The 20,925-nt window shown below is 61.0% G+C and carries 22 protein-coding genes; 15 read left to right on the top strand and 7 right to left on the bottom strand.

Translation table 11 applies throughout. The features are described 5' to 3' along the window. Positions 1–14 precede the first annotated feature (14 nt). Genes ACM6UT_RS06805 through deoA form a run of 7 tightly spaced genes read left to right on the top strand, consistent with a single transcriptional unit; the run spans position 15 to position 6,910 of the window. Complete coding sequence (locus ACM6UT_RS06805; RefSeq protein ID WP_416796584.1) at positions 15–1,535, top strand: ABC transporter ATP-binding protein; 1,521 nt, start codon at positions 15–17, stop codon at positions 1,533–1,535. Between the two features lie 7 nt (positions 1,536–1,542). Continuing rightward, entirely contained in the window at positions 1,543–2,646 is a 1,104-nt protein-coding gene (locus ACM6UT_RS06800; RefSeq protein ID WP_416796583.1) for an ABC transporter permease, read from the top strand. Positions 2,647–2,658: 12 nt separating this feature from the next. After that, complete coding sequence (locus tag ACM6UT_RS06795) at positions 2,659–3,630, top strand: ABC transporter permease (protein ID WP_416796582.1); 972 nt, start codon at positions 2,659–2,661, stop codon at positions 3,628–3,630. Position 3,631: 1 nt separating this feature from the next. Continuing rightward, a complete protein-coding gene (locus tag ACM6UT_RS06790) occupies positions 3,632–4,024 on the top strand; it encodes a cytidine deaminase (RefSeq protein ID WP_416796581.1) in 393 nt (130 codons plus the stop codon). Then, on the top strand, positions 4,021–4,836 hold the full coding sequence (locus tag ACM6UT_RS06785; protein ID WP_416796580.1) for a purine-nucleoside phosphorylase: 816 nt from the start codon (positions 4,021–4,023) through the stop codon (positions 4,834–4,836). Before ACM6UT_RS06790 ends, ACM6UT_RS06785 begins: the two co-directional genes overlap by 4 nt. After that, positions 4,823–5,596: a deoxyribose-phosphate aldolase gene (gene deoC / locus ACM6UT_RS06780; RefSeq protein WP_416796579.1), complete on the top strand. Its 774-nt coding sequence runs from the start codon at positions 4,823–4,825 to the stop codon at positions 5,594–5,596. Before ACM6UT_RS06785 ends, deoC begins: the two co-directional genes overlap by 14 nt. Before the next feature lie 3 nt (positions 5,597–5,599). Further along, positions 5,600–6,910, top strand: a complete 1,311-nt coding sequence (gene deoA, locus ACM6UT_RS06775; protein ID WP_416796578.1) for a thymidine phosphorylase — start codon at positions 5,600–5,602, stop codon at positions 6,908–6,910. A gap of 24 nt (positions 6,911–6,934) precedes the next feature. Here the strand turns inward: deoA and ACM6UT_RS06770 are convergent, their stop codons facing one another. From ACM6UT_RS06770 to ACM6UT_RS06740, 7 genes are all read right to left on the bottom strand, one after another. Then, positions 6,935–7,450 (bottom strand): retropepsin-like aspartic protease family protein, encoded by a 516-nt coding sequence (locus tag ACM6UT_RS06770; RefSeq protein WP_416796577.1) that lies wholly within the window; start codon positions 7,448–7,450, stop codon positions 6,935–6,937. Between the two features lie 155 nt (positions 7,451–7,605). Then, positions 7,606–8,235, bottom strand: coding sequence for a uracil phosphoribosyltransferase (gene upp / locus ACM6UT_RS06765; protein WP_416796576.1), 630 nt, complete (start codon positions 8,233–8,235; stop codon positions 7,606–7,608). Between the two features lie 182 nt (positions 8,236–8,417). After that, positions 8,418–9,386, bottom strand: a complete 969-nt coding sequence (locus tag ACM6UT_RS06760) for an adenosine deaminase (RefSeq protein WP_416796575.1) — start codon at positions 9,384–9,386, stop codon at positions 8,418–8,420. Continuing rightward, the gene (locus ACM6UT_RS06755) at positions 9,383–10,603 is read right to left on the bottom strand and encodes a phosphopentomutase (RefSeq protein WP_416796574.1); all 1,221 of its coding nucleotides are present in this window, start codon (positions 10,601–10,603) and stop codon (positions 9,383–9,385) included. Before ACM6UT_RS06755 ends, ACM6UT_RS06760 begins: the two co-directional genes overlap by 4 nt. 114 nt (positions 10,604–10,717) lie before the next feature. Next, positions 10,718–11,227, bottom strand: coding sequence for a TadE/TadG family type IV pilus assembly protein (locus ACM6UT_RS06750; protein ID WP_416796573.1), 510 nt, complete (start codon positions 11,225–11,227; stop codon positions 10,718–10,720). A gap of 113 nt (positions 11,228–11,340) precedes the next feature. Further along, the gene (locus ACM6UT_RS06745; RefSeq protein ID WP_416796695.1) at positions 11,341–11,949 is read right to left on the bottom strand and encodes a TadE/TadG family type IV pilus assembly protein; all 609 of its coding nucleotides are present in this window, start codon (positions 11,947–11,949) and stop codon (positions 11,341–11,343) included. A 139-nt stretch (positions 11,950–12,088) separates the two neighbouring features. After that, positions 12,089–12,457: a pilus assembly protein N-terminal domain-containing protein gene (locus ACM6UT_RS06740; RefSeq protein WP_416796694.1), complete on the bottom strand. Its 369-nt coding sequence runs from the start codon at positions 12,455–12,457 to the stop codon at positions 12,089–12,091. Positions 12,458–12,939: 482 nt separating this feature from the next. Here ACM6UT_RS06740 and ACM6UT_RS06735 point away from each other — a divergent pair, with 482 nt between their 5' ends. The 8 genes from ACM6UT_RS06735 to ACM6UT_RS06700 all read left to right on the top strand — a co-directional run bounded on the left by ACM6UT_RS06735 (position 12,940) and on the right by ACM6UT_RS06700 (position 20,919). Then, the gene (locus ACM6UT_RS06735; RefSeq protein WP_416796572.1) at positions 12,940–13,116 is read left to right on the top strand and encodes a Flp family type IVb pilin; all 177 of its coding nucleotides are present in this window, start codon (positions 12,940–12,942) and stop codon (positions 13,114–13,116) included. Positions 13,117–13,278: 162 nt separating this feature from the next. Next, entirely contained in the window at positions 13,279–13,791 is a 513-nt protein-coding gene (locus ACM6UT_RS06730) for an A24 family peptidase (protein WP_416796571.1), read from the top strand. Positions 13,792–13,880: 89 nt separating this feature from the next. Then, a complete protein-coding gene (gene cpaB / locus ACM6UT_RS06725) occupies positions 13,881–14,702 on the top strand; it encodes a Flp pilus assembly protein CpaB (RefSeq protein ID WP_416796570.1) in 822 nt (273 codons plus the stop codon). Continuing rightward, positions 14,699–16,291, top strand: coding sequence for a type II and III secretion system protein family protein (locus ACM6UT_RS06720; protein WP_416796569.1), 1,593 nt, complete (start codon positions 14,699–14,701; stop codon positions 16,289–16,291). The genes cpaB and ACM6UT_RS06720 overlap by 4 nt, the downstream gene beginning before the upstream one ends. Before the next feature lie 60 nt (positions 16,292–16,351). Beyond that, complete coding sequence (locus ACM6UT_RS06715) at positions 16,352–17,044, top strand: CpaD family pilus assembly protein (RefSeq protein WP_416796693.1); 693 nt, start codon at positions 16,352–16,354, stop codon at positions 17,042–17,044. 30 nt (positions 17,045–17,074) lie between these two features. After that, positions 17,075–18,364: an AAA family ATPase gene (locus tag ACM6UT_RS06710; RefSeq protein ID WP_416796568.1), complete on the top strand. Its 1,290-nt coding sequence runs from the start codon at positions 17,075–17,077 to the stop codon at positions 18,362–18,364. 30 nt (positions 18,365–18,394) lie between these two features. After that, positions 18,395–19,900 carry a CpaF family protein gene (locus ACM6UT_RS06705; protein ID WP_416796567.1) on the top strand — a complete coding sequence of 502 codons (1,506 nt, stop codon included), beginning with the start codon at positions 18,395–18,397 and terminating at the stop codon, positions 19,898–19,900. A 5-nt stretch (positions 19,901–19,905) separates the two neighbouring features. After that, on the top strand, positions 19,906–20,919 hold the full coding sequence (locus ACM6UT_RS06700) for a type II secretion system F family protein (RefSeq protein ID WP_416796566.1): 1,014 nt from the start codon (positions 19,906–19,908) through the stop codon (positions 20,917–20,919). Positions 20,920–20,925 lie beyond the last annotated feature (6 nt).

Below are 20,925 nucleotides of genomic sequence, written 5' to 3'. Positions count from 1 at the left end.
CTAGGGGACCCGGAATGAACGCAACGAGTCAGGCACCTGCGATCGAACTGATCGGGATCGACAAGAAGTTCGGCGCGGTTCATGCCAACAAGAACATCAACCTGACCGTTGCCAAGGGTTCGATCCACGGCATCATCGGTGAAAACGGTGCGGGTAAATCGACGTTGATGTCGATTCTCTACGGCTTCTATCAGGCCGACAGCGGCACGATTCACGTCGATGGAAGGCCGGTGGCCATCCGCGACAGCCAGTCCGCGATCGCGGCCGGAATCGGCATGGTGCATCAGCACTTCATGCTGGTCGAAAATTTCACCGTCCTCGAGAACGTGATGCTGGGCGCGGAAGGCGGTGCGCTTCTCAGAAAGGGAACGGAAGCGGCGCGCAACGCGCTGAAGAGGCTCGAGGAAGATTATGAACTCGAGGTGGAGCCGGATGCCGTCATCGAGGAGTTGCCGGTGGGCCTCCAGCAGCGTGTCGAAATCCTGAAGGCCATGTACCGGGGCGCGGAAATTTTGATCCTCGACGAGCCGACCGGCGTGCTGACGCCTTCCGAAGCCGACCACCTTTTCAAGATTCTCGGCGTCCTGCGCGATCAGGGCAAGACGGTTGTGCTCATCACGCATAAGCTGCGCGAGATCATGGCGATCACCGACACGGTTTCGGTCATGCGGCGCGGAGAAATGGTTGCTACCCGCAAGACGTCGGAAACGACGGTCGAAGAGCTTGCCGAACTGATGGTCGGTCGACGTGTGCTCCTTCATGTCGAAAAGGGAGCCGCCAAGCCTGGCGAGGTCTTCCTCTCGGTACGGAACCTGACCGTCAAAGATAACCGTGGTGTCACCATGGTCGACGATGTCTCGTTCGATGTTCGCTCCGGTGAGATTCTCGGGATCGCGGGCGTGGCGGGAAATGGGCAAAGCGAACTGCTGGAGGCGATAACCGGGATCCGCAAGCCTGCCTCCGGGGAGATCCTGGTTCACGGAGAGCCCGTCACCGGTTTCGATCCGGCGAGACTGCGCGGCCTCGGTCTCGCCCATATTCCCGAAGACCGCCACCACATGGGGCTCGTGCTCCCGTTTGAGGAAAGCCTGAACGCCATCCTCGGCTATCATCGCGACAAGCGCTATGGCAAAGGCCTGTTCCTCGATCCTGATGCCGTGCGCAAGGCGGCTCTCGACGAGATTGAGAGATACGATATTCGGCCGCCGAATCCACGGCTGAAGACGGCCAACTTTTCCGGTGGTAACCAGCAGAAAATCGTTGTCGCCCGCGAGATCGAGCGCGATCCCAAATTGCTGATCGTCGGACAGCCGACGCGTGGTGTCGACATCGGTGCCATTGAATTCATTCATCGTCGCATCGTCGAGACGCGAGATGCCGGCAAGGCGGTGCTTCTGGTCTCGGTCGAACTCGATGAAATCCGTTCGCTCTCCGACCGTATCCTGGTGATGTTTGCCGGCAAGATCGTCGGCGAAAAGACGCCGGACACCGGCGAACAGACGCTCGGCCTGATGATGGCCGGTATTGCCGCTTGAGGTCGAAATGAGCACTGCTTCCGTACCCCTTCCGAACTGGATCAACTACGCGCTGCTGCCGCTGGTTAACCTCATTCTCGCCTTTCTCGTCTCCGGACTCGTCGTCTGGATCATCGGGGAAAATCCCTACGATGCGCTTGTTCTCATGCTGCAAGGCGCACTCGGACGGGGCGAAGGCATCGGCTTCACCTTGTTCTATGCCACCAACTTCATTTTCACGGGCCTGTCGGTCGCGGTCGCCTATCATGCCGGTCTCTTCAACATCGGTTCGGAAGGCCAGGCGTATGTCGGCGGACTGGGTGCGGCTCTGGTGGCGCTTTCCCTCGACCACTATGTGCCGTGGTTTGTGACTATGCCTTTCGCCATCTGTGCCGCAGCCCTGTTCGGGGCGGCCGGAGCGGCGATTCCCGCCTGGCTGCAGGCCAAGCGAAACAGCCACATCGTCATCACCACGATCATGTTCAACTACATCATTTCATCGCTGATGAACTATGTGCTGGTGCACGTGCTGATCGTTCCTGGAAAGATGGCGCCGGAAACCCGGACCTTCCTTGAGGGCGGCAAGCTGCCCAAGCTCGACTGGTTGATGTCGATGTTCGGTCTGGACCTCGGCCCCGCGCCGCTCAACGTTTCCTTCCTTGTCGCGCTGGTCATGTGTGCATTGGTCTGGGTTCTCATCTGGCGAACCAAGCTCGGCTACGAGATGCGCACACTCGGCATCAGCCGTTCGGTTGCCGCCTATGCCGGCATTCCGTATGTGAAGATCGTCATCATCACCATGCTGATCTCCGGCGGCCTTGCCGGCATGATGGCGCTTAACCCGGTCATGGGCGCCTCGGCTCGGCTGCAAGTGGAGTTTGTCGGCGGCGCCGGCTTTGTCGGCATCGCCGTATCGCTGATGGGCCGCAATCATCCCGTCGGCATCGTGCTCGCCGCCATTCTGTTCGGCGTACTCTATCAGGGCGGCGCCGATCTGTCCTTCGAGATGCCGACGATCACTCGCGACATGATTATGGTAATCCAAGGCTTGGTCATTCTTTTCGCCGGCGCGTTGGAATACATGTTCCGGCCGGCGATCGTGCGCATCTACCAGAAAATGACGAGAGACTGAGGACCGCCCGCCATGGACTATTTCGACATTCTCGTCAGCATCCTAGGCTCCACGGTTCGTCTGTCGATACCGCTGATCTTTACCGCACTTGCGGGCCTCTTCTCCGAGCGTGCCGGTGTGTTCGACATCGGGCTCGAGGGCAAGATGCTCGCTGCGGCCTTTGCCTCCGCCACGACGGCCTATCTGACCGGGTCGCCGTGGGCGGGGTTAGCGTCGGGCATCGGGGTCTCCCTGGCATTATCGCTGGTGCATGGTTTCGCGTCGATCACCAATCGCGGCAACCAGATCGTCTCGGGCGTGGCGATCAATTTCGCGGCTGCCGGTCTGACGGCCGTTCTCGGCCATGCCTGGTTCCGCCAGGGGGGCCGCACGCCCGGTCTGCCCGCCGACGCCCGCTTCGGGCCCATCCAGCTGCCGGGAGCCGAGTTGCTGCATGATGTCCCCGTCATTGGGCCGATTTACGTGCAAATCATCTCCGGCAACAACCTGCTCACCTATCTCGCCTTCCTGGCGGTCCCGGTCTCCTGGTGGGTACTCTATCGCACGCGCTTCGGTCTACGGCTGCGCGCCGTCGGCGAGAATCCCGGCGCCGTGGACACGGCCGGTATCTCGGTGACGTGGCTGCGTTATCGTTCCGTGCTCGTCGCCGGCTTCCTCTGTGGCTTTTCCGGCACCTATCTGGCGATCGCGCAATCGGCGGCCTTCATCAACAACATGTCGGCGGGCAAGGGCTATATCGCCCTTGCCGCGCTGATCTTCGCAAAGTGGCGGCCGGTGCCGGTCATGCTGGCCTGCCTGCTCTTCGGTTTCCTCGATGCCCTTGCCAACTTCATGCAGGGAAAATCCGTCCCCGGGATCGGCGAGGTGCCGGTTCAGATCTTCCAGGCGCTGCCCTATATCCTGACCTGCGTCCTGCTTGCCGGTCTTATCGGCTCGGCGAACCCGCCGAAGGCCGGCGGCGTGCCCTATGTAAAGGAGCGTTGAGATGTCCAGGGAGCTTTTTGAGGCCGCACGCGGTGCGATGAAGTACGCCCACGCGCCCTATTCGAAGTTTCCGGTCGGTGCGGCGATCCGCGCCGACGACGGAAAGGTCTACACCGGCGCCAATATCGAGAATCTCTCCTTTCCGCAGGGCTGGTGTGCCGAACCGACGGCGATCGGTTGCATGATCATGGGCGGTGGCAGGAAGATCGTCGAGATGGCGGTCATCGCGGAAAAATTGGCGCTCTGCCCTCCATGCGGCGGTTGCCGCCAGAAGATCGCCGAGTTTGCCGGACCCGAAACGCGCATTTATCTCTGTGACGACGGCGGCGTGCAGACGACCCTCACCATGGACGAGCTCCTGCCTTTCTCCTTCAAGACGGAGAGCCTCGGATGAGGGACGTCATCGATCTCCTTGTCGAAAAACTGAACGGTCTGGTGCCGCAGTACGGCATCGTTCTCGGATCTGGACTCGGTTCGCTGGTCGGCGAAGTGACCGATCCGGTGCGCGTTTCGTATCATGACCTGCCGGGTTTTCCCCTCAGCGGCGTCTCCGGCCATGCAGGCGAACTGGTGGCGGGGTGGCTGGATCGCGTTCCCGTAATTATGCTCGCCGGACGTGTTCATTACTACGAGAAGGGTGACGCGGGCGCGATGCGCTTGCCGATCCAGGTGCTGAAGGGGTTGGGCGTGCGGTCCCTCATCCTGACCAACGCCGCCGGATCGCTGCGCGAAGACTTGCCGCCAGGCTCGGTGATGCAGATCACGGATCACATCAATTTCTCCGGCCGCAATCCATTGATCGGCGAGGAGAACGACGAACGGTTCGTCGGAATGACGTCCGCCTATGATGTGGAACTCGCCACGGCGATGCGCAAAGCGGCGGCCGCGGTCGACGTCCCGCTCGCGAGTGGCGTCTACATGTGGTTTTCAGGCCCGAGCTTCGAAACGCCGGCGGAAATCCGCATGGCGCGGATACTCGGCGCCGATGCCGTCGGTATGTCCACTGTGCCCGAAGTGATCCTTGCTCGCTTTTTCGGCTTGCGTGTCGCTGCAGCGTCGGTGATCACCAACTACGGCGCCGGCATGACGGGTGTCGAACTCAGCCATGAAGAAACCAAGGACATGGCTCCCATCGGTGGCAAACGACTGGCGGCGGTTCTCAAGGCGATGATCAGCGGCGAAGGAGCAGATCTTGGAAATCCATGAACTGAGAGCAAATGCGGCCGTCGCGTTGTCCTTGCTGGACCTGACGAACCTCAAGGATGATTCCACGCCGCAGGCGATCGTGGAGCTCTGCGCAAAGGCGCAGACGATATACGGCCATACCGCTGCGATTTGCATTTGGCCGCGCTTCGTCGCGCAGGCGCGAGCGATTCTCGGTGTGGACAGCCCCGTCAGGATCGCGACCGTCGTCAATTTCCCGTCGGGCGCACTTTCGATTGCCGAGGTGGTGGCCGAAACGCTGGGCGCCATCGACGACGGCGCGGACGAGATTGACCTCGTCATCCCCTATAAGAAACTGATCGCCGGCAACGAGTCGGCGGTGACGGAAATGGTCGAGGCGGTCCGTACCGCCTGCGGCGAGCGGGCGCTTCTCAAGGTGATCCTGGAGACGGGAGAGTTGAAGGACGCGGGCCTCATCCGCCGTGCATCGGAGCTTGCGATTGCCGCAGGCGCCGATTTTATCAAGACGTCGACGGGTAAGGTTGCTGTGAACGCAACGCTAGAGGCCGCCGACATCATGTTGCTTGTCATCCGTGACAGTCGCCGGAAGGTCGGATTCAAGCCGGCCGGCGGGATTTCCAGCGTTGCCGACGCAGCGCTCTATTTGCGGCATGCGCGAACCATCATGGGGGACGACTGGGTCATGCCGTCGACTTTCCGCTTCGGCGCTTCGGGGCTCTTGGACGACATCCTCTCCATCCTCGGCGAGGGCAAGTCCCTTGCCGAAAAAGCGGGGTACTGAGCGATGCTCCCTCAGGAGATTATCCGGCGCAAACGCGACGGCGCGGTGCTGACGAGCGGGGAGATATCGGAATTCATCGCCGCTCTCAGCAATGACACCTTGTCCGAGGGACAGATCGCGGCCTTTGCCATGGCAGTCTTTTTCCGCGGCATGACGGCGGAAGAGGTCGTTGCCCTGACGATTGCGATGCGTGACTCGGGCGAGGTCCTCGCGTGGCCCGGGGTTGGGCGACCGATCGCAGACAAGCACTCAACCGGCGGTGTCGGTGACAATGTATCGCTAATGCTCGCGCCGATCGCAGCCGCCTGCGGACTTGCCGTTCCGATGATTTCGGGACGCGGGCTCGGCCATACGGGCGGCACGCTCGACAAACTGCAGTCGATTCCTGGCTACGAGGTCATGCCGGACGCGGCGACGTTCCACCGTACGGTGGAAGAGGTCGGCTGCGCCATCATCGGTCAGACAGGCGATCTCGCTCCTGCGGACCGGCGGCTTTACGCCATTCGCGACGTCACCGCGACGGTCGAGTCCGTGCCGCTGATTACAGCGTCCATCTTGTCGAAGAAGCTCGCTGCGGGGCTGCAGACGCTGGTGCTCGACGTCAAGGTCGGCAACGGCGCCTTCATGACGAGTCTCGCCGAGGCCGAGGAACTTGCGGGTTCTCTCGTGCGCGTCGCAAATGGCGCCGGCCTTAAAACATCTGCCCTGCTGACAGACATGAACGAGCCGCTCGCCGACTGTGCCGGCAATGCAATCGAGGTTCGTAACTGTGTCGATTTTCTGCTCGGACGGAAGGCAGGTACAAGACTGGAGACGGTGACGCTCGCGCTGGCCGCGGAGATGCTGGTCAACGCGGGTCTTGCGCCCGATACTGCGGTGGCAGAGACGAGTTGCCGAAGTGCGCTTTATTCCGGAAAGGCGGCCGAGATCTTCGGCAGAATGGTGCGCGCGCTGGGTGGCCCCGCCGATTTCATCGAGCGGTCGGATGTCCACCTGCCCGCAGCCGCCATCGAGATCCCCGTTCTGGCTGCCCGGGAAGGGTGGGTATCAGCCTGCGATACCCGTGCGCTCGGCCTAGCGGTCGTCGCGCTCGGTGGCGGCCGCACAAAGCCCTCCGATTCAATTGATCCTCGCGTCGGTGTCAGCGGATTGCTGCCGATCGGCACGCGGGTGTCGAAGGGAGACATGATCGCGACCGTCCACGCCGCTGAGCACGACAGCGGAGAACGCGCTGCCCAGACGGTGCAGGCAGCTTACGCGATAGCGCAGGACGACCCGCCCACCCGGCCCGTCATCCTGAAAAGAATGGCCTAGGCTTTCGGCGTTTCGACCGGCGACTCAACGAACCATGGTCAGTGATTGACGTTCCGCCTTGTAGCTGCTCAGGCGACTGAGAAAGCTCATGCCGATCAACGTGTCGGAGAGTGCCCGGTCCCGCAGCACGAGAGCTTCTACATCTTCGATCTTGATCGAGCCGACCTCGACGCGTTTCAGCCTGACGACCGCGGCCTCGCTGCGGCCATTGGCCGTGTTCACCGAATACCGGAAATCCAGGGCCGCAGCACCGTATCCGAGGCGGCGTGCGGTGCTCTCGTTGATCGCAACGGCCGATGCACCGGTATCGACCATTCCCTCGACTGGTTTCCCGTTGAGTCTGAACTGGCCGCGATAGTGACCTGCGGCATCGGCCTTGAGGACCGATGTACCTGAGGGAAGGGTAGCGTTCGCGACGGGGTCTGCTTTCCCCGCCGCGGGTTCGTCGCCGAGTGTGTTCTGCCAACTTTCGAAGGATGACGACATCTGAAGGGTAACGACACCCGAGAGAAACACGAAGATCAGACCGCGCATCAGCATGCTTGTCACCGCTTTCGTGGTTCCACGACGGAACCGGAACGGCCACAAGTGTTCGTGAAATGGGCTGAAGAACCGACTAACACATCGACGAAAAACGGCCGGCCGAGGAGCCCAGCCAACCGTTTCTTGGTTCGATGGTTAAGTTTTGTCTAATGCTACTTCGTTCCGTACATCCGGTCGCCGGCATCGCCCAACCCTGGCACGATGTAACCCCTTTCGTTGAGATGGCTGTCGATCGCCGCAGTGAAGACAGGCACGTCCGGATGCGCCTCGCGAAAGTTCTTGATTCCTTCGGGTGCTGCGAGCAGGCAGAGGAACCGGATGTTGTGGGCGCCGCGCTCCTTCAGCTTGTCGATCGCGGCGATGGAGGAGTTTCCGGTGGCCAGCATGGGGTCGACGACGATGATCAATCGCTCGGCAATGTCCTCCGGCGCCTTGAAATAGTATTCGACCGGCTGCAGCGTTTCGTGGTCGCGGTAGACGCCGATATGCGAGACACGCGCGGACGGCACGAGTTCGAGCATGCCCTCGAGCAGGCCGTTTCCGGCGCGCAGGATGGAGGCGAACACGAGCTTCTTGCCCTCGAGGATCGGCGATTCCATTTCGGCGAGCGGGGTCTCGATCGTTTCCATCTTCAGTTCGAGGTCGCGCGTGACCTCGTAGCAGAGCAGTGTCGAGATTTCGCGCAGCAGCCGACGGAAACTCCCCGTAGACGTTTCCTTGCGGCGCATGATGGTCAGCTTGTGCTGCACGAGCGGGTGATCGATGACTTTGACGCCGTCCATGGTTGTGCCTTCTCTTATTGTCTTGCGCATCAGCCTGTTTTCCACGTTCCAGGCGCCCGCTGCAAGGGGAGGGCAGCGTTTTGGAAGATCATCCCCAGTTGCGGTCGGGCGATCACGCGGCAACGTGCCGTGGATGCGGCGTGGAGGTCTTCACGTACTACCCACCGACCCGGCTGGGTGGCCTAAAGCTGTGCCAGGAGAACCTTGCGCGTCTCCTCGTCGACGAAGGCAGCCTCGATCGCAGTGCGCGTCATGGCCCCGATCTCGCCATCCGTGAACCCCATTACCGTAGACGCGATCTCGTATTCCCGCGCAAGCGAGGTGTGGAAGAACGGCGGATCATCGGAATTGAGGGTCACACGAACCCCGGCCTCGACGAACTTCCGCAACGGATGGCTCTCGTAGTCAGGGAAGATCTTCAACGCAACGTTCGAACCGGGACAGACCTCCAGGACCGTGCCCAGGTCGGCGAGCCTCTTCACCAGATCTGGTTCCTCGATGGCCCGGACTCCGTGGCCGATGCGAGTCGGTCGGACGAGGTCGAGGGCGTCCGCAACACTGAAGGCCCCGCAGAGTTCGCCGGCATGAATGGTGATTCCGAGCCCCGCCTCTCGCACAATGTCGAAGGCAGGAGCATAATCGGCCACCCTGCCCATTCGTTCCTCGCCGGCCATGTTGAAGCCCGTGACGAGCGGATGATCGAGCTTCGCAGCGAATTTCGCGCGGTTGAGAACATTCTCAGGGCCGAGGTGGCGCTCACCGATGATGATCATCCGACATTCGATACCGGTCTTTTCCTTGGCCGCCCTGATGCCGGCGGCGAGACCCTCGATGTAGTCGAGCGCGGGCAGTCCGACCGCCTCGCCGTGATCCGGGGATATGAAGAGTTCGCTGTAGATCGTGTTGGCGGCCGCGAGTTCCAAAAGATAGGCTTCAGCAAGGCGGGCATAGTCTTCGGCTGTCCGGAAAACGGAGGCAACGGCGTCGTAGCACGCGATGAAGCTGGTGAAATCGTTCCAGACGTAGACGCCGTCACGAATGAAGCCGTCCGTGTCTATGCCATATTTCTCCGCCTGGGCGAGGGCGAGCGAGGGCGGAGCCGCGCCTTCGATATGGCAGTGCAGCTCGGCCTTTTTTACCTGTCGTGTCAAAGAAAACTCCGTCCGTGCCCTCCGGCAGGGATTCCAAGATGAGCGGCGATCGTCTCGCCGATATCCGCGTAAGTGCTGCGCACGCCCACCAAACGGGACTTGATGCCGGGGCCAAAAGCCATGATAGGGACGCGCTCGCGAGTGTGGTCGGTGCCCCGCCAGGTGGGGTCACAGCCATGGTCCGCGGTGAGCACCACCATATCGCCGGGGTGCAGCTTCCGGTGAACTTCCGGCAGCCGTCGGTCGAATGCCTCAAGGGCCGCCGCATATCCGGGCACGTCCCGTCGGTGACCGTACAGCATGTCGAAGTCGACAAAATTGGTGAAGACGAGATCGCCATCGTCGGCGCGATCCATGACGTCGAGCGTTGCGTCCATCAGGGCCATATTGCCGTTTGCCTTCGTGACCTCGCTGACGCCCTGATGGGCGAAGATGTCGCCGATCTTGCCGACGGCATGCACCCTCCCTTCCGCCTCCACAATCCTGTCGAGCAGCGTCGGTTTCGGCGGCAGAACCGAGAAGTCCCTGCGGTTTCCGGTTCTCACGAAGGTCGCCGGTGTTTCACCGACAAAGGGTCGCGCGATCACACGGCCGATATTGAGCGGGTCGACGAGCTTGCGGACAATGCGGCAGAGGTTCAACAGCCGCTCGAGGCCGAAGTGGCTCTCGTGGGCGGCGATCTGGAAGACCGAGTCCGTCGAAGTGTAGCAGATCGGCTTGCCGGAGCGGATGTGTTCTTCCCCGAGGCGCGCGATGATCTCTGTTCCGGACGCGTGACAATTTCCGAGGATGCCGGGAAGTTCTGCCTCCCGGCAGATCGCCTCCACCAGTTCCGGCGAAAAGGCATCGCCCTCGGCCGGAAAGTAGCCCCAGTCGAACATCACCGGCGTTCCGGCGATTTCCCAGTGACCGGAGGGCGTATCCTTGCCGCGGGAAACTTCGCTGGCCGCACCATGCAGGCCAAAGACGCGGTCCGGCATAGGCATGCCGGCCGGGGCCCGTCCACTTGCGAGCCTGGCAATCGTGACCAAGCCGAGAGATGACATGTTGGGAACCGAGAGTGGCCCTGAGCGCAGGCCCTTGCGGTCGCCCGCACCTGCCGCGCAGAACTCGGCGATATGCCCCAGAGTGTTCGCACCATCGTCCCCGTAATCACGGGCATCGGGGGCGCCACCTACGCCGAAGGAATCGAGTACGAAAAGAAAAGCCCGTGCCATTGTCCACCCGATGCTGCCGCGACCGACAGCCGACATGCAGCAAATAAAGCCCAGTATTCAAGCGCATGCATAGCGCTTGAAGGGCAACTTGGCAAACTGCCGGTGGCGTTTCGCTCAACAGTCGGAACAGGTGATCTCGGTACCGACGCGCTGGCGATAGTAAAAGTCTTTGCCGAGGGTGATGCTTCTGATCTCGCTGCCGGACATGTTCGGCAGGTACATGAGGAGTTCGTGAGGGATGGTGAGCTCCGCGTGGACGAGAAACGTGTCTGCAGACAGCATGCTGGACGGCACAGTGATCGTATTCCCGACCGAGTAGGGTGCCGTTCCGTTGTTCTCCCACGACCAGGCGACAGTCGCTTTGCTGCTGCTGTCGATCTTGATGCCGGTGATCTTGAGATCGAGGCCGCTGGTGCCGTAGGGCACGAAGATCGCCTGCGCCACGTCATTCATGGAGGCGAGATAGGTCTTGTCGACCGTTGTCTGGCGCGTCACGAGGTCGGCTACGGCACTTGCAGCGTTGGTCACCTTCTTGTTGACGCTGAGACCGATCGTCAGCTCGAAGGAGACGAGATAGACGAAGATGAGGAGCGGCATCAGGAGAGCGAATTCGACCGCACCCATCCCGCTCTCGTCGGCGGAGAAGCGCCCGAACCTGTGCGACAGGCGTGAGAGTACTTTCTGCGCTCGAAGAAAGAGCGCGGATACGCGCCCTGCGCTCGCGTTGCCGGAAGGTTTCACGGGTAGTCCTCGTTCTGAAAGGCGGTCGTCGCGACGATGAGGAAATAACTCGAACCGTCGGCGGGGCGGACGGTTGTTATATAAGGACGGACGAGGTCGGTGAGAACGGTCCAGCGATAATAGGCCCGCAGCATGTTGATCGATTTTGGTCCGCCGGGATTATAGCCGAAGGACGAGGTGTCGATGTCGGCAAAGGACGCTGTCGAGACGCGCGGAATCGTCGTCGGAATGTTGCTGAACTTGGTGAACGTGCGGGTATCGAGATAGAGGGAGGATGGGGTCGCGACTTCGGTTGCGGAGCACGAAATCATGATCGCGATCTCGTCGCAGAACGCCTGGCGGAACTCCACCGCGGTTTTGTCTGTCGTGCGGCCGAGATTATAGGTGATCTTGCCGGTGCGCAGCTCGCGAGCCAGTGTGTTCACGGCGTTGGTGACCAACTGCTCGGCCGTGAACGCGGCGAAGGTCTCCAGAATGGCGAAGATGATCATGAAGTAGGGGATCGCCAGGATCGCGAATTCGATCGCCGCCGCGCCGTCACGCGACCGCCGGAGCCGCCCCCACAGTCCGCTCTTGCGCGGCCGTTTCGCGGAGCCTTCGCTCATATCACTCACGCTTGCATTCATCGCCTTAGACCAGTGTCCCGATGTCAAGCCGGCATCATCGTCGCGAAACCTTGATTTTCGGTTGCGCGAGCCTCCGGAAATTTAATGAATTCCGTCGGGGATGTTGCTGGTCGGCGGTCTACTGGGCGGCAGCAGAAGAGCCGGCGACCTGAGCGTGGATCTCGCAGTTCGGCGTGCAGGAGAGAACCGTGCGCTCGGTTGCCTTGAAGACACGCACGGTATTGCCTTCGTCAATCGAGACGAGGATACGCTCGTCGACGATCGCGTTTCCGTCCGCGTCGAGCAGAACGAGGTTGGTGGTACCGAAGGCGCGGCCGGTCAGAACGATGGTCTTTGCATCGGCGACCGTCGCATCGGCAACCTCGGCGTTACCGACGATGACCTTGCTGACCGCACGGTCGAGTTTCAGGACCCGCGCCTGATTCATATAGACACGCATCATCTCGTCTGCGGAAAGCGCCGGCGTGGCCAGACCAGCCGCCAGCATGCCGACGACAATCGAAAACGAACCGATACGTGGGATCATACCTGCGGGCCTTCTGTGCACGATGGGTGGTTAAGCGCCTTTCTAAGGATGCTCGGCATTGGTGAACGAACGGTTAAACTGGCGCCCGACGAGAGGTCGTCGCCTGTAACCTCCAAAAAGTCTTGGCTGTTCCTGACTCGAAAGTCGGGATTGTCCGCAAACGGGACAGGTGTCCGACCGCGCTGATACCCTGCTGTTCAGGGCGGCACCGCGTTGCCGAGATACTTTTGTCCAGTTTCCGCGGCACTTCCAGTGCACTTTTCGAATGCGACGAAATATAGCAAGTCGTCGTTTACCAAGCTGTCGGGTTCCCGCAATTCAAGCTTTGGTAACGTAGTTTCTTAAGTCGATGGCAATGGGCCGGCGTTAGTTTGCAGTCATCCGAGCAACGGCGAACAGTTGCAGGAAGTGCTGAACAACCCTCTGTGGAGTTAGGAGAGACCATGTCCAAGATTTTCGCTCGTTTTCTGAAAGACGAATCCGGCGCGACCGCCATCGAATACGGTCTGATCGCCGCCCTCATTTCCGTCGCCCTCATCACCGGCGCCACGACCCTCGGCAACTCGCTGAACACGCAATTCAGCGGTCTCGCTGGAAAGCTGGACAACGCGGGCAAGTAAGCTCCGTTCCAGCCGCCTATTCTCTTCAGAGAAGAATAAGCCGTCTCTTCCGGGAGACGGCTTTTTCGTCTCCGGGTGAGCACATCGGACATTCCACTTCGAACTTTTATTAAGCCTTTTTCGTTAGAGTACTCAGCCTCAAGAGGCGGAGTGAAGCGTACCATGATTCAAGCTGTCATTTTTGTGGTGTTTCCGACCAGTCTCGCATTGGCGGCGTTGACAGATCTCTTCGAGATGACGATCCCGAACCGGATCCCGGCGATCCTTCTCGGCGCATTCCTTGTCGTTGTGCCCTTCACCCACCTTGGTTGGTCCGGGTTCGGTCTACATCTTGCCGCCGCAGCCCTTGTCTTCGCCGGGGGATTCGCTCTCTTCGCCCTGAATGTCATGGGCGGCGGTGACGCCAAGCTTCTGACCGCGGCCGCGGCCTGGTTCGGCCTTACGAAGTCGCTCCTCGTCTTCCTGATTTGCGTGGGATATGCCGGTGGCGCCCTCACGTTGCTGATCCTGCTGTTGCGCGCCCGTGCCAATCTGGTGATCGCCATGGGACTTCCGGTTCCGCATTCCATTCTTTCGGCCAAGAAGATTCCCTACGGCATTGCGATTGCCATCGGCGGACTGGCCTCTTATGCGCAGTCGCCGCTCGTGACGCAGGCCTTGGAAAGTCTTCGTTAACCATCCCTGTAAGTCAGCTGTTAACTATAATTACACCAATTCCTGATCATTCTAAGGGGGAAATATTCTGAGTCCCTCAAGGATCGATCATGAAGCCCGCCCGTGTCATCATTCTCTCTGTCGCCGTCGTGGCCGCCGGCGCTGCCGGTATGCTTGCCATGCGCATGTCAGGACCGAAGGCGGTCATCATGCAGCAGACCGAGGCGGTAATGACCAAGGAAGAGACGGTCAATGTCCTCGTGTCCGCGGCCAATCTTCCGGTCGGCTCCCGGCTGGACGAGAAGTCGATGCACTGGATGGCCTGGCCGGCATCGGGTGTCGTTGAAGGCTTCATAACGGAAAACAACCGCCCGCAGGCTCTTACGGAGCTCGCCGGCGTCATCGTGCGCATGCCGCTCTTCGAAGGCGAGCCCATCCGGCGCGAGAAGATCGCCGACTCCTCCGCCCGCGTCATGTCGTCGCTTCTGCCATCCGGCAAGCGAGCCGTTTCTACCGAGATCTCGGTCGCCACCGGCGCCGGCGGCTTCATCCTCCCGAACGATCGCGTCGACGTCATCATGGTCCGCTCGGACAAGAGCAGCAGCGGCAGCGGCAACTACCTGACGGAGACGGTGCTTTCCAACGTGCGCGTGCTCGCAATCGACCAGCAGGTCGAGGAGAAGGACGACGGCTCGAAGTCGGTGATCGGCACCACGGCGACGCTCGAGCTGACCCCCGATCAGGCGAAGGTCATGACGGTCGCCCAACAGATGGCCGATCGCCTGTCGCTGGCGCTGCGCTCCGTCGCCGACGCACAGGAAGAAGATACGTCTGCCGCCGACTATCTGTTGAGCGGCAGTTCCGGAATGCCGGCGATCCAAGTGATCAAGAACGGCAATGTCGTCAAGGACGCCGAGGTAAAGATGCAATGAACGGGGGCGGCAAGGTGACAAATTTCAAGCACAGGATCCGGAACTCGCTCGCCGGCGGCATCGCTTTCTCCATGGCGTTCTCCGGCATGCCCGGTAACATCGCCTCAGGCCTCTTCGACTTGCCGGCAGCTCTCGCCGCGTCGGAGAGCGTCATATCGATCTCCAAGGTCGGCGCCGGTGCTCGTCGCACCGTCAAGCTCGGCCTCAACAAGGCGCTGGTCGTCGACCTGCCGACCGATGCTCACGACATTCTGGTCGCCGATCCGTCCATGGCTGACGCGGTGACCCGCACGTCGCGGCGCATCTATCTGTTCGGCAAGGCCGTTGGACAGACAAACATCTTCATCTTCGGACCGAACGGTGAGGAGATCGTCAGCCTCGACATCGAAATCGAACGGGACATCGCCGGCCTCGAAACCAACCTTCGCAGGTTCATTCCTGAATCCGACATCAAGGTGGAGATCGTATCCGACAACATCGTGCTGACGGGCACCGTACGAACCCCGCAGGACGCGGAGCGCGCAGAGGGGCTTGCGCGCGCATTCCTGAAAGGCGGTGAGGCGACGACGCGCAACCAGACCGCGACAAGCGACAGCGGCGGCGATGGGGCCGTTGCCATCTTTGCGGAAGATCGGCAGGTCTCTCAGATCGTAAACCTGTTGACCATCGAAGGTGAAGACCAGGTGACGCTCAAGGTCACGGTTGCCGAAGTCAGTCGCCAGGTGCTCAAGCAGCTCGGCTTCAACGGAAGCGTTTCCGACGGCAGCAGTGGGATATCCTTCCAGAACCCGGCCAATCTCGGCAACGCAGTCAGTGTCTCCAACGCGATTGGAGGAGTTCTGCCGACCGCGTTCGGTTCAATCGGCAGCTACACGGTCAGCAGCTATCTCAACGCCATGGAACAGGCGGGCGTGATGCGGACGCTTGCCGAGCCGAGCCTGACGGCCATCTCGGGCGAGCGCGCCAAGTTCTACGTCGGCGGGGAATTCCGCCTTGCAGCAGAACAAGAAGTGTCCTCGGATGCCGACACGGGCCAAACCACCGTTTCCCGCACGACCGACACGGTCGACTACGGCATTGAGCTAAACTTCCGTCCGGTTGTCCTGGCGCCCGGCCGCATCAGCCTGCAGATCGAGACGAACGTTTCGGAACCAACATACGAAGCCTCGGTTGTGACCGGAAACACCTCCCGCGGTATTCCCGGCTCGACCTACCTGTCGATCCGCCGTCGCGAGGCCTCGACATCGGTGGAACTGCCATCCGGCGGCTCGATCGTCATTGCCGGCCTCGTTCAGGACAATATCCGCCAGGCGATGTCCGGTCTTCCGGGGCTGTCAAAGGTGCCGATCCTCGGTACCCTCTTCCGCAGCAAGGATTTCCAGCGCAACGAGACGGAACTGGTCATCATCGCGACGCCCTATCTCGTGCGGCCGGTTGCCCGCAACCAGCTCGCTCGCCCCGACGACAACTTCAACCCGGAAAACGACGGCGCGACGTTCTTCCTGAACCGCGTCAACAAGGTTTACGGCCGCAAGGAAGCGGACGTGACCGGCCGGTATCACGGCACCGTCGGCTTTATTTACAAGTGATCGGAGACGCAAATGTCCGACAACAGCGTTTCTCACGCTTCGACAGAAAGACATAAGACCATGCGCGCATCGACGACAGAAAGGATCGCACCTCGTCTCGGTAAGGCAGCACTCGCTGCCGTGATAGCCGGCGCTACGATCGTCCTTTCCGGCTGTGGCGCCAATCGCGACGGTATGACCACCGGCTCGATCCCCGACGACTACCGGACTCGTCATCCGATCACTGTCACCGAGGTGGAACATACGCTCGACCTGCCGATTGCCTCCGGCGACCGCAATCTGAGCATCAACACGCAGGACACGATTGCTGGCTTTGCTCAGGACTATCGAAGCATGTCCAGCGGAACGATCCAGATCATGGTCCCGCAAGGTTCGCCGAACGCGGCGGCCGCGTCGATCATGCGCAAGCAGATACGTGCCGAACTCGTCAGCCAGGGAATCCCGGCGCCACGCATCATCGAGACGACCTATCAGGCGGCGGCCTCGGGCGATGCCGCACCTGTCCGCCTGAGTTTTGTCGCATCGACCGCCGTGACCGATCAGTGCGGCCAGTGGCCGGAGGATCTCGCGGACAATACGGTCATGAACCGCAACTGGCACAATTTCGGCTGCGCCACCCAGAATAATCTTGCTGCGCAAGTCGCCAATCCCATGGATCTGATTGCACCGCGCGGCATGGCTCCGATCGACGCCGCCCGCCGCTCGAAGGTGATTGGCCTCTATCGAGAAGGCAAGGATACGGCGACCAAGTAGGTAGCGTGCAGGATACGGGCAGGGAAGAGTATGAGCGCGATTGAATACGACATCGAGAGAGGCTCTCTTGGGAACCAGGACGGGGAGCCGGCCGTGATCGCAGGTGATCTGGAGCACCTGCGTCCGCTGCCGCGCATCTCGGTTCACGCCTTCTGCATTGCGGATAGCACGCGCGGCGTCATGGAAAAGTGCGCGCAGGATCGCCGTATGGCCAAAGTGAGCCTCAGGATCACCAGCGGCAATATTGCCGCCGCCGCCGCTATGTTCGCGACAACACCGACACCGAACCTGATCATTCTGGAGACGGACTCGCCGTCGTCCACGCTGCTGGCGGAGCTTGCCCCGCTCGCCGAGGTCTGCGATCCGACCACGCGAGTCGTTATCATCGGTCGCTACAACGATATCCCGCTCTATCGGGAACTGATGCGCAACGGCATATCCGAATACATCGTCGGCCCCGTTTCGATGGCCGAGATCATCTCATCGATCGCGGCGATCTTCGTCGATCCCGATGCAGAGCCGCTCGGACGGACGGTTGCCTTCATCGGGGCCAAGGGTGGCGTGGGCTCCTCGACCATCGCGCACAACTGCGCCTTCGGGATTTCGCACCTCTTCGCCACAGAGACGGTTCTGGCCGACCTTGATTTGCCCTACGGCACGGCGAACATCGACTTCGACCAGGATCCCGCGCAAGGCATTGCCGAGGCCGTCTTTGCTCCCGAGCGTCTCGACGAGGTGTTTCTGGACCGTCTGCTTACGACGTGCTCGCAGCATCTTTCGCTGCTTGCCGCACCGTCTCTCCTCGACAGAGCCTACGACTATTCGCGCGACGCCTTCCAGCCGTTGCTGGAACTCCTGCAGCGGAGCGCTCCCGTCACGGTACTCGATCTGCCGCACGTATGGTCGGACTGGACCCGCACGGTCCTTTCCGAGGCCGATGAGGTGGTTATCACCTGCGCGCCGGACCTCGCCAACCTGCGCAACGCCAAGAACATGTTCGACGCTCTGAAAAAGCTGCGTCCCAACGACAAGTCGCCGCATTTCATTCTGAACCAGGTCGGAATGCCGAAGCGGCCGGAGATCGCGCCGAACGATTTCTTCGAACCGCTGGAGATCGACCCGATCGCAATTATTCCTTTCGACGCGCAGCTCTTCGGCAATGCAGCCAACAGCGGACGGATGATCTCCGAGACCGACGCGAGGTCACCAACGGCCGAAACATTCTCACAGATCGCGCACCTGGTGACGGGACGGGCGACGGTCAAGAAGCAGAAGAAGGCGGGACTCGGGAAAGTCCTGGGACTTCTCGGTCGGAAATGAGTTCAATCCTGGGGATGATGTAAAGTGGCTATGTTCGGCAGACGCGGCGATGGTTTCGGAAAGGCCAGCCCAGGCGCGGGAGTACTCGCGGCGCCGGTCGCGCCTGCCGTGGCTCCCGTGAGCACACCATCAGCCAGCGCCGTCATTGCCGAAACTCCGGTCGCCCCTCAGGATGCGACACGCCGCCAGCAGGTAACGCCGCCTCCGATACAGGTGCCTGCCGCCAGCCGAAAGCGGCCGGCGCGCACCCAGGACTATTACGATACGAAGAGCCAGGTCTTCTCCGCCCTGATCGACACCATCGACCTGTCGCAGCTGGCAAAACTCGACGCCGAAAGCGCGCGAGAGGAAATTCGCGATATCGTCAATGACATCATCACGATCAAGAATTTCGCGATGTCGATCTCCGAGCAGGAGGAACTGCTCGAGGATATCTGCAACGACGTCCTCGGTTACGGACCGCTCGAACCGCTGCTCGCGAGAGACGACATCGCCGATATCATGGTGAACGGCGCGGGCCAGACCTTCATCGAAGTCGGCGGCAAGACGATCGAGTCGGACATCCGGTTCCGGGACAATGCGCAGCTTCTGTCGATCTGCCAGCGCATCGTGAGCCAGGTGGGCCGGCGCGTGGACGAGTCGAGCCCGATCTGCGACGCGCGTCTGCCCGATGGATCCCGCGTCAACGTGATCGCACCACCGCTCGCCATCGACGGCCCCGCGCTCACGATCCGCAAGTTCAAGAAGGACAAGCTCAATCTCGATCAGCTGGTCAAGTTCGGCGCGATTACGCCGGAAGGGGCGGAAGTGCTGCAGATCATTGGGCGCGTTCGCTGCAACGTCGTCATTTCCGGAGGTACCGGCTCCGGCAAGACCACGCTTCTCAACTGCCTGACGGGCTATATCGACACCGACGAACGTGTGATCACCTGTGAGGATACCGCCGAATTGCAGCTCCAGCAGCCGCATGTCGTGCGTCTGGAAACCCGTCCGCCGAACATTGAGGGCGAGGGCGAAATTACCATGCGCGACCTCGTCAAGAACTGCCTGCGCATGCGGCCCGAGCGTATCATCGTCGGCGAGGTTCGTGGACCGGAAGTGTTCGACTTGCTTCAGGCGATGAACACCGGTCACGACGGTTCCATGGGCACGATCCACGCGAATACGCCGCGCGAGTGTCTGAGCCGGATGGAGTCGATGATCGCGATGGGCGGCTTCAGCCTGCCGGCGAAGACAGTTCGCGAAATCATTTCCGGCTCCATTGATGTGGTCATACAGGCAGCACGTTTGCGCGATGGCTCGCGCCGCATCACCCACATTACCGAGGTGATCGGTATGGAAGGCGATGTCATAGTCACTCAGGACCTCGTCCGCTACGAAATCGAGGGCGAAGACGCCAACGGCCGGATCATTGGTCGCCACGTATCGACCGGTATCGGCAAGCCCCATTTCTGGGACCGCGCCCGCTACTATAACGAAGAACGCAGGCTGGCTGCCGCTCTCGATCTTATGGAACAGAAGAGCAAGGGAGTCTGACGCGGATGTTCGGACTCGATCCTTCGGTTCTGCTGATCATAGCGTTGGTGGCGGTTGCCGCCGGTGCACTCGCCTACGGCGTGCTCTATTCCCGGATCGAGGTCGAAAAGAAGACGGAAAGCCGCATCAGCCGCGTCAAGTCGGCCGAAACCGATCTGGTCAAGATCAAGGCGGCGCGTGACCGTGTGCAGGAAATCTCCAAGCGTCGCAAGTCGGTTCAGGACTCTCTGAAGGATCTCGAGCGCAAGCAGCAGGAGCAGAACAAAAAGATGGCGACGGCCGACATAAAGTCGCGCCTTGTGCAGGCCGGGTTGTCCGTTTCACTCACGCAGTTCTATCTGCTGAGTGTGGCCCTCGGTCTCGCCGTCCTTACACTCGCCTTCCTGTCTGGCATGCCGCTGCTCGTTACTTTCGGCTCCGCATTTGTCGCCGCCCTTGGCCTGCCGCGCTGGGTGGTCGGTTTCCTCGTTCGCCGCCGCCAGAAAAAATTTCTTGAGGAGTTCCCCAATTCGCTGGACGTGATGGTTCGGTCGATCCGTTCCGGTCTGCCCCTGAACGACGCGTTGAGGCTGATCGCTTCCGACGGGCAGGAACCGGTGAAGAGCGAATTTCGCCGCGTGGTTGAGTCCCAGCAGGTCGGGCTGAGCGTCCCGGAAGCTTGTCAGCGCATGATCATGACCATGCCGCTGCAGGAGATCAATTTCTTCTCCATCGTCATCGCCATCCAGTCGCAGGCCGGCGGCAACCTTTCCGAGGCGCTCGCCAACCTCTCGCGCGTGTTGCGTGACCGCAAGAAGATGAAGGCCAAGGTGAACGCCCTTTCCATGGAAGCGAAGGCCTCCGCCGCGATCATCGGCGCCCTGCCGTTCATCGTCGCACTGCTCGTCTACCTGACTTCACCCCATTACATCATGATTCTCTTCACAGACCCCCGCGGCCACATGATTCTCGGCGTTTCCGCTGTCTGGATGACGATCGGGATCCTGGTAATGCGCAACATGATCAATTTCGACATCTAGGACGCT

It is taken from the genome of Ciceribacter azotifigens, from assembly GCF_048159625.1.
Lineage (GTDB): Bacteria > Pseudomonadota > Alphaproteobacteria > Rhizobiales > Rhizobiaceae > Allorhizobium > Allorhizobium azotifigens.
The sequence above is the reverse complement of the archived record's forward strand: the minus strand, read 5'-3'. Positions and strand labels throughout refer to the sequence as shown.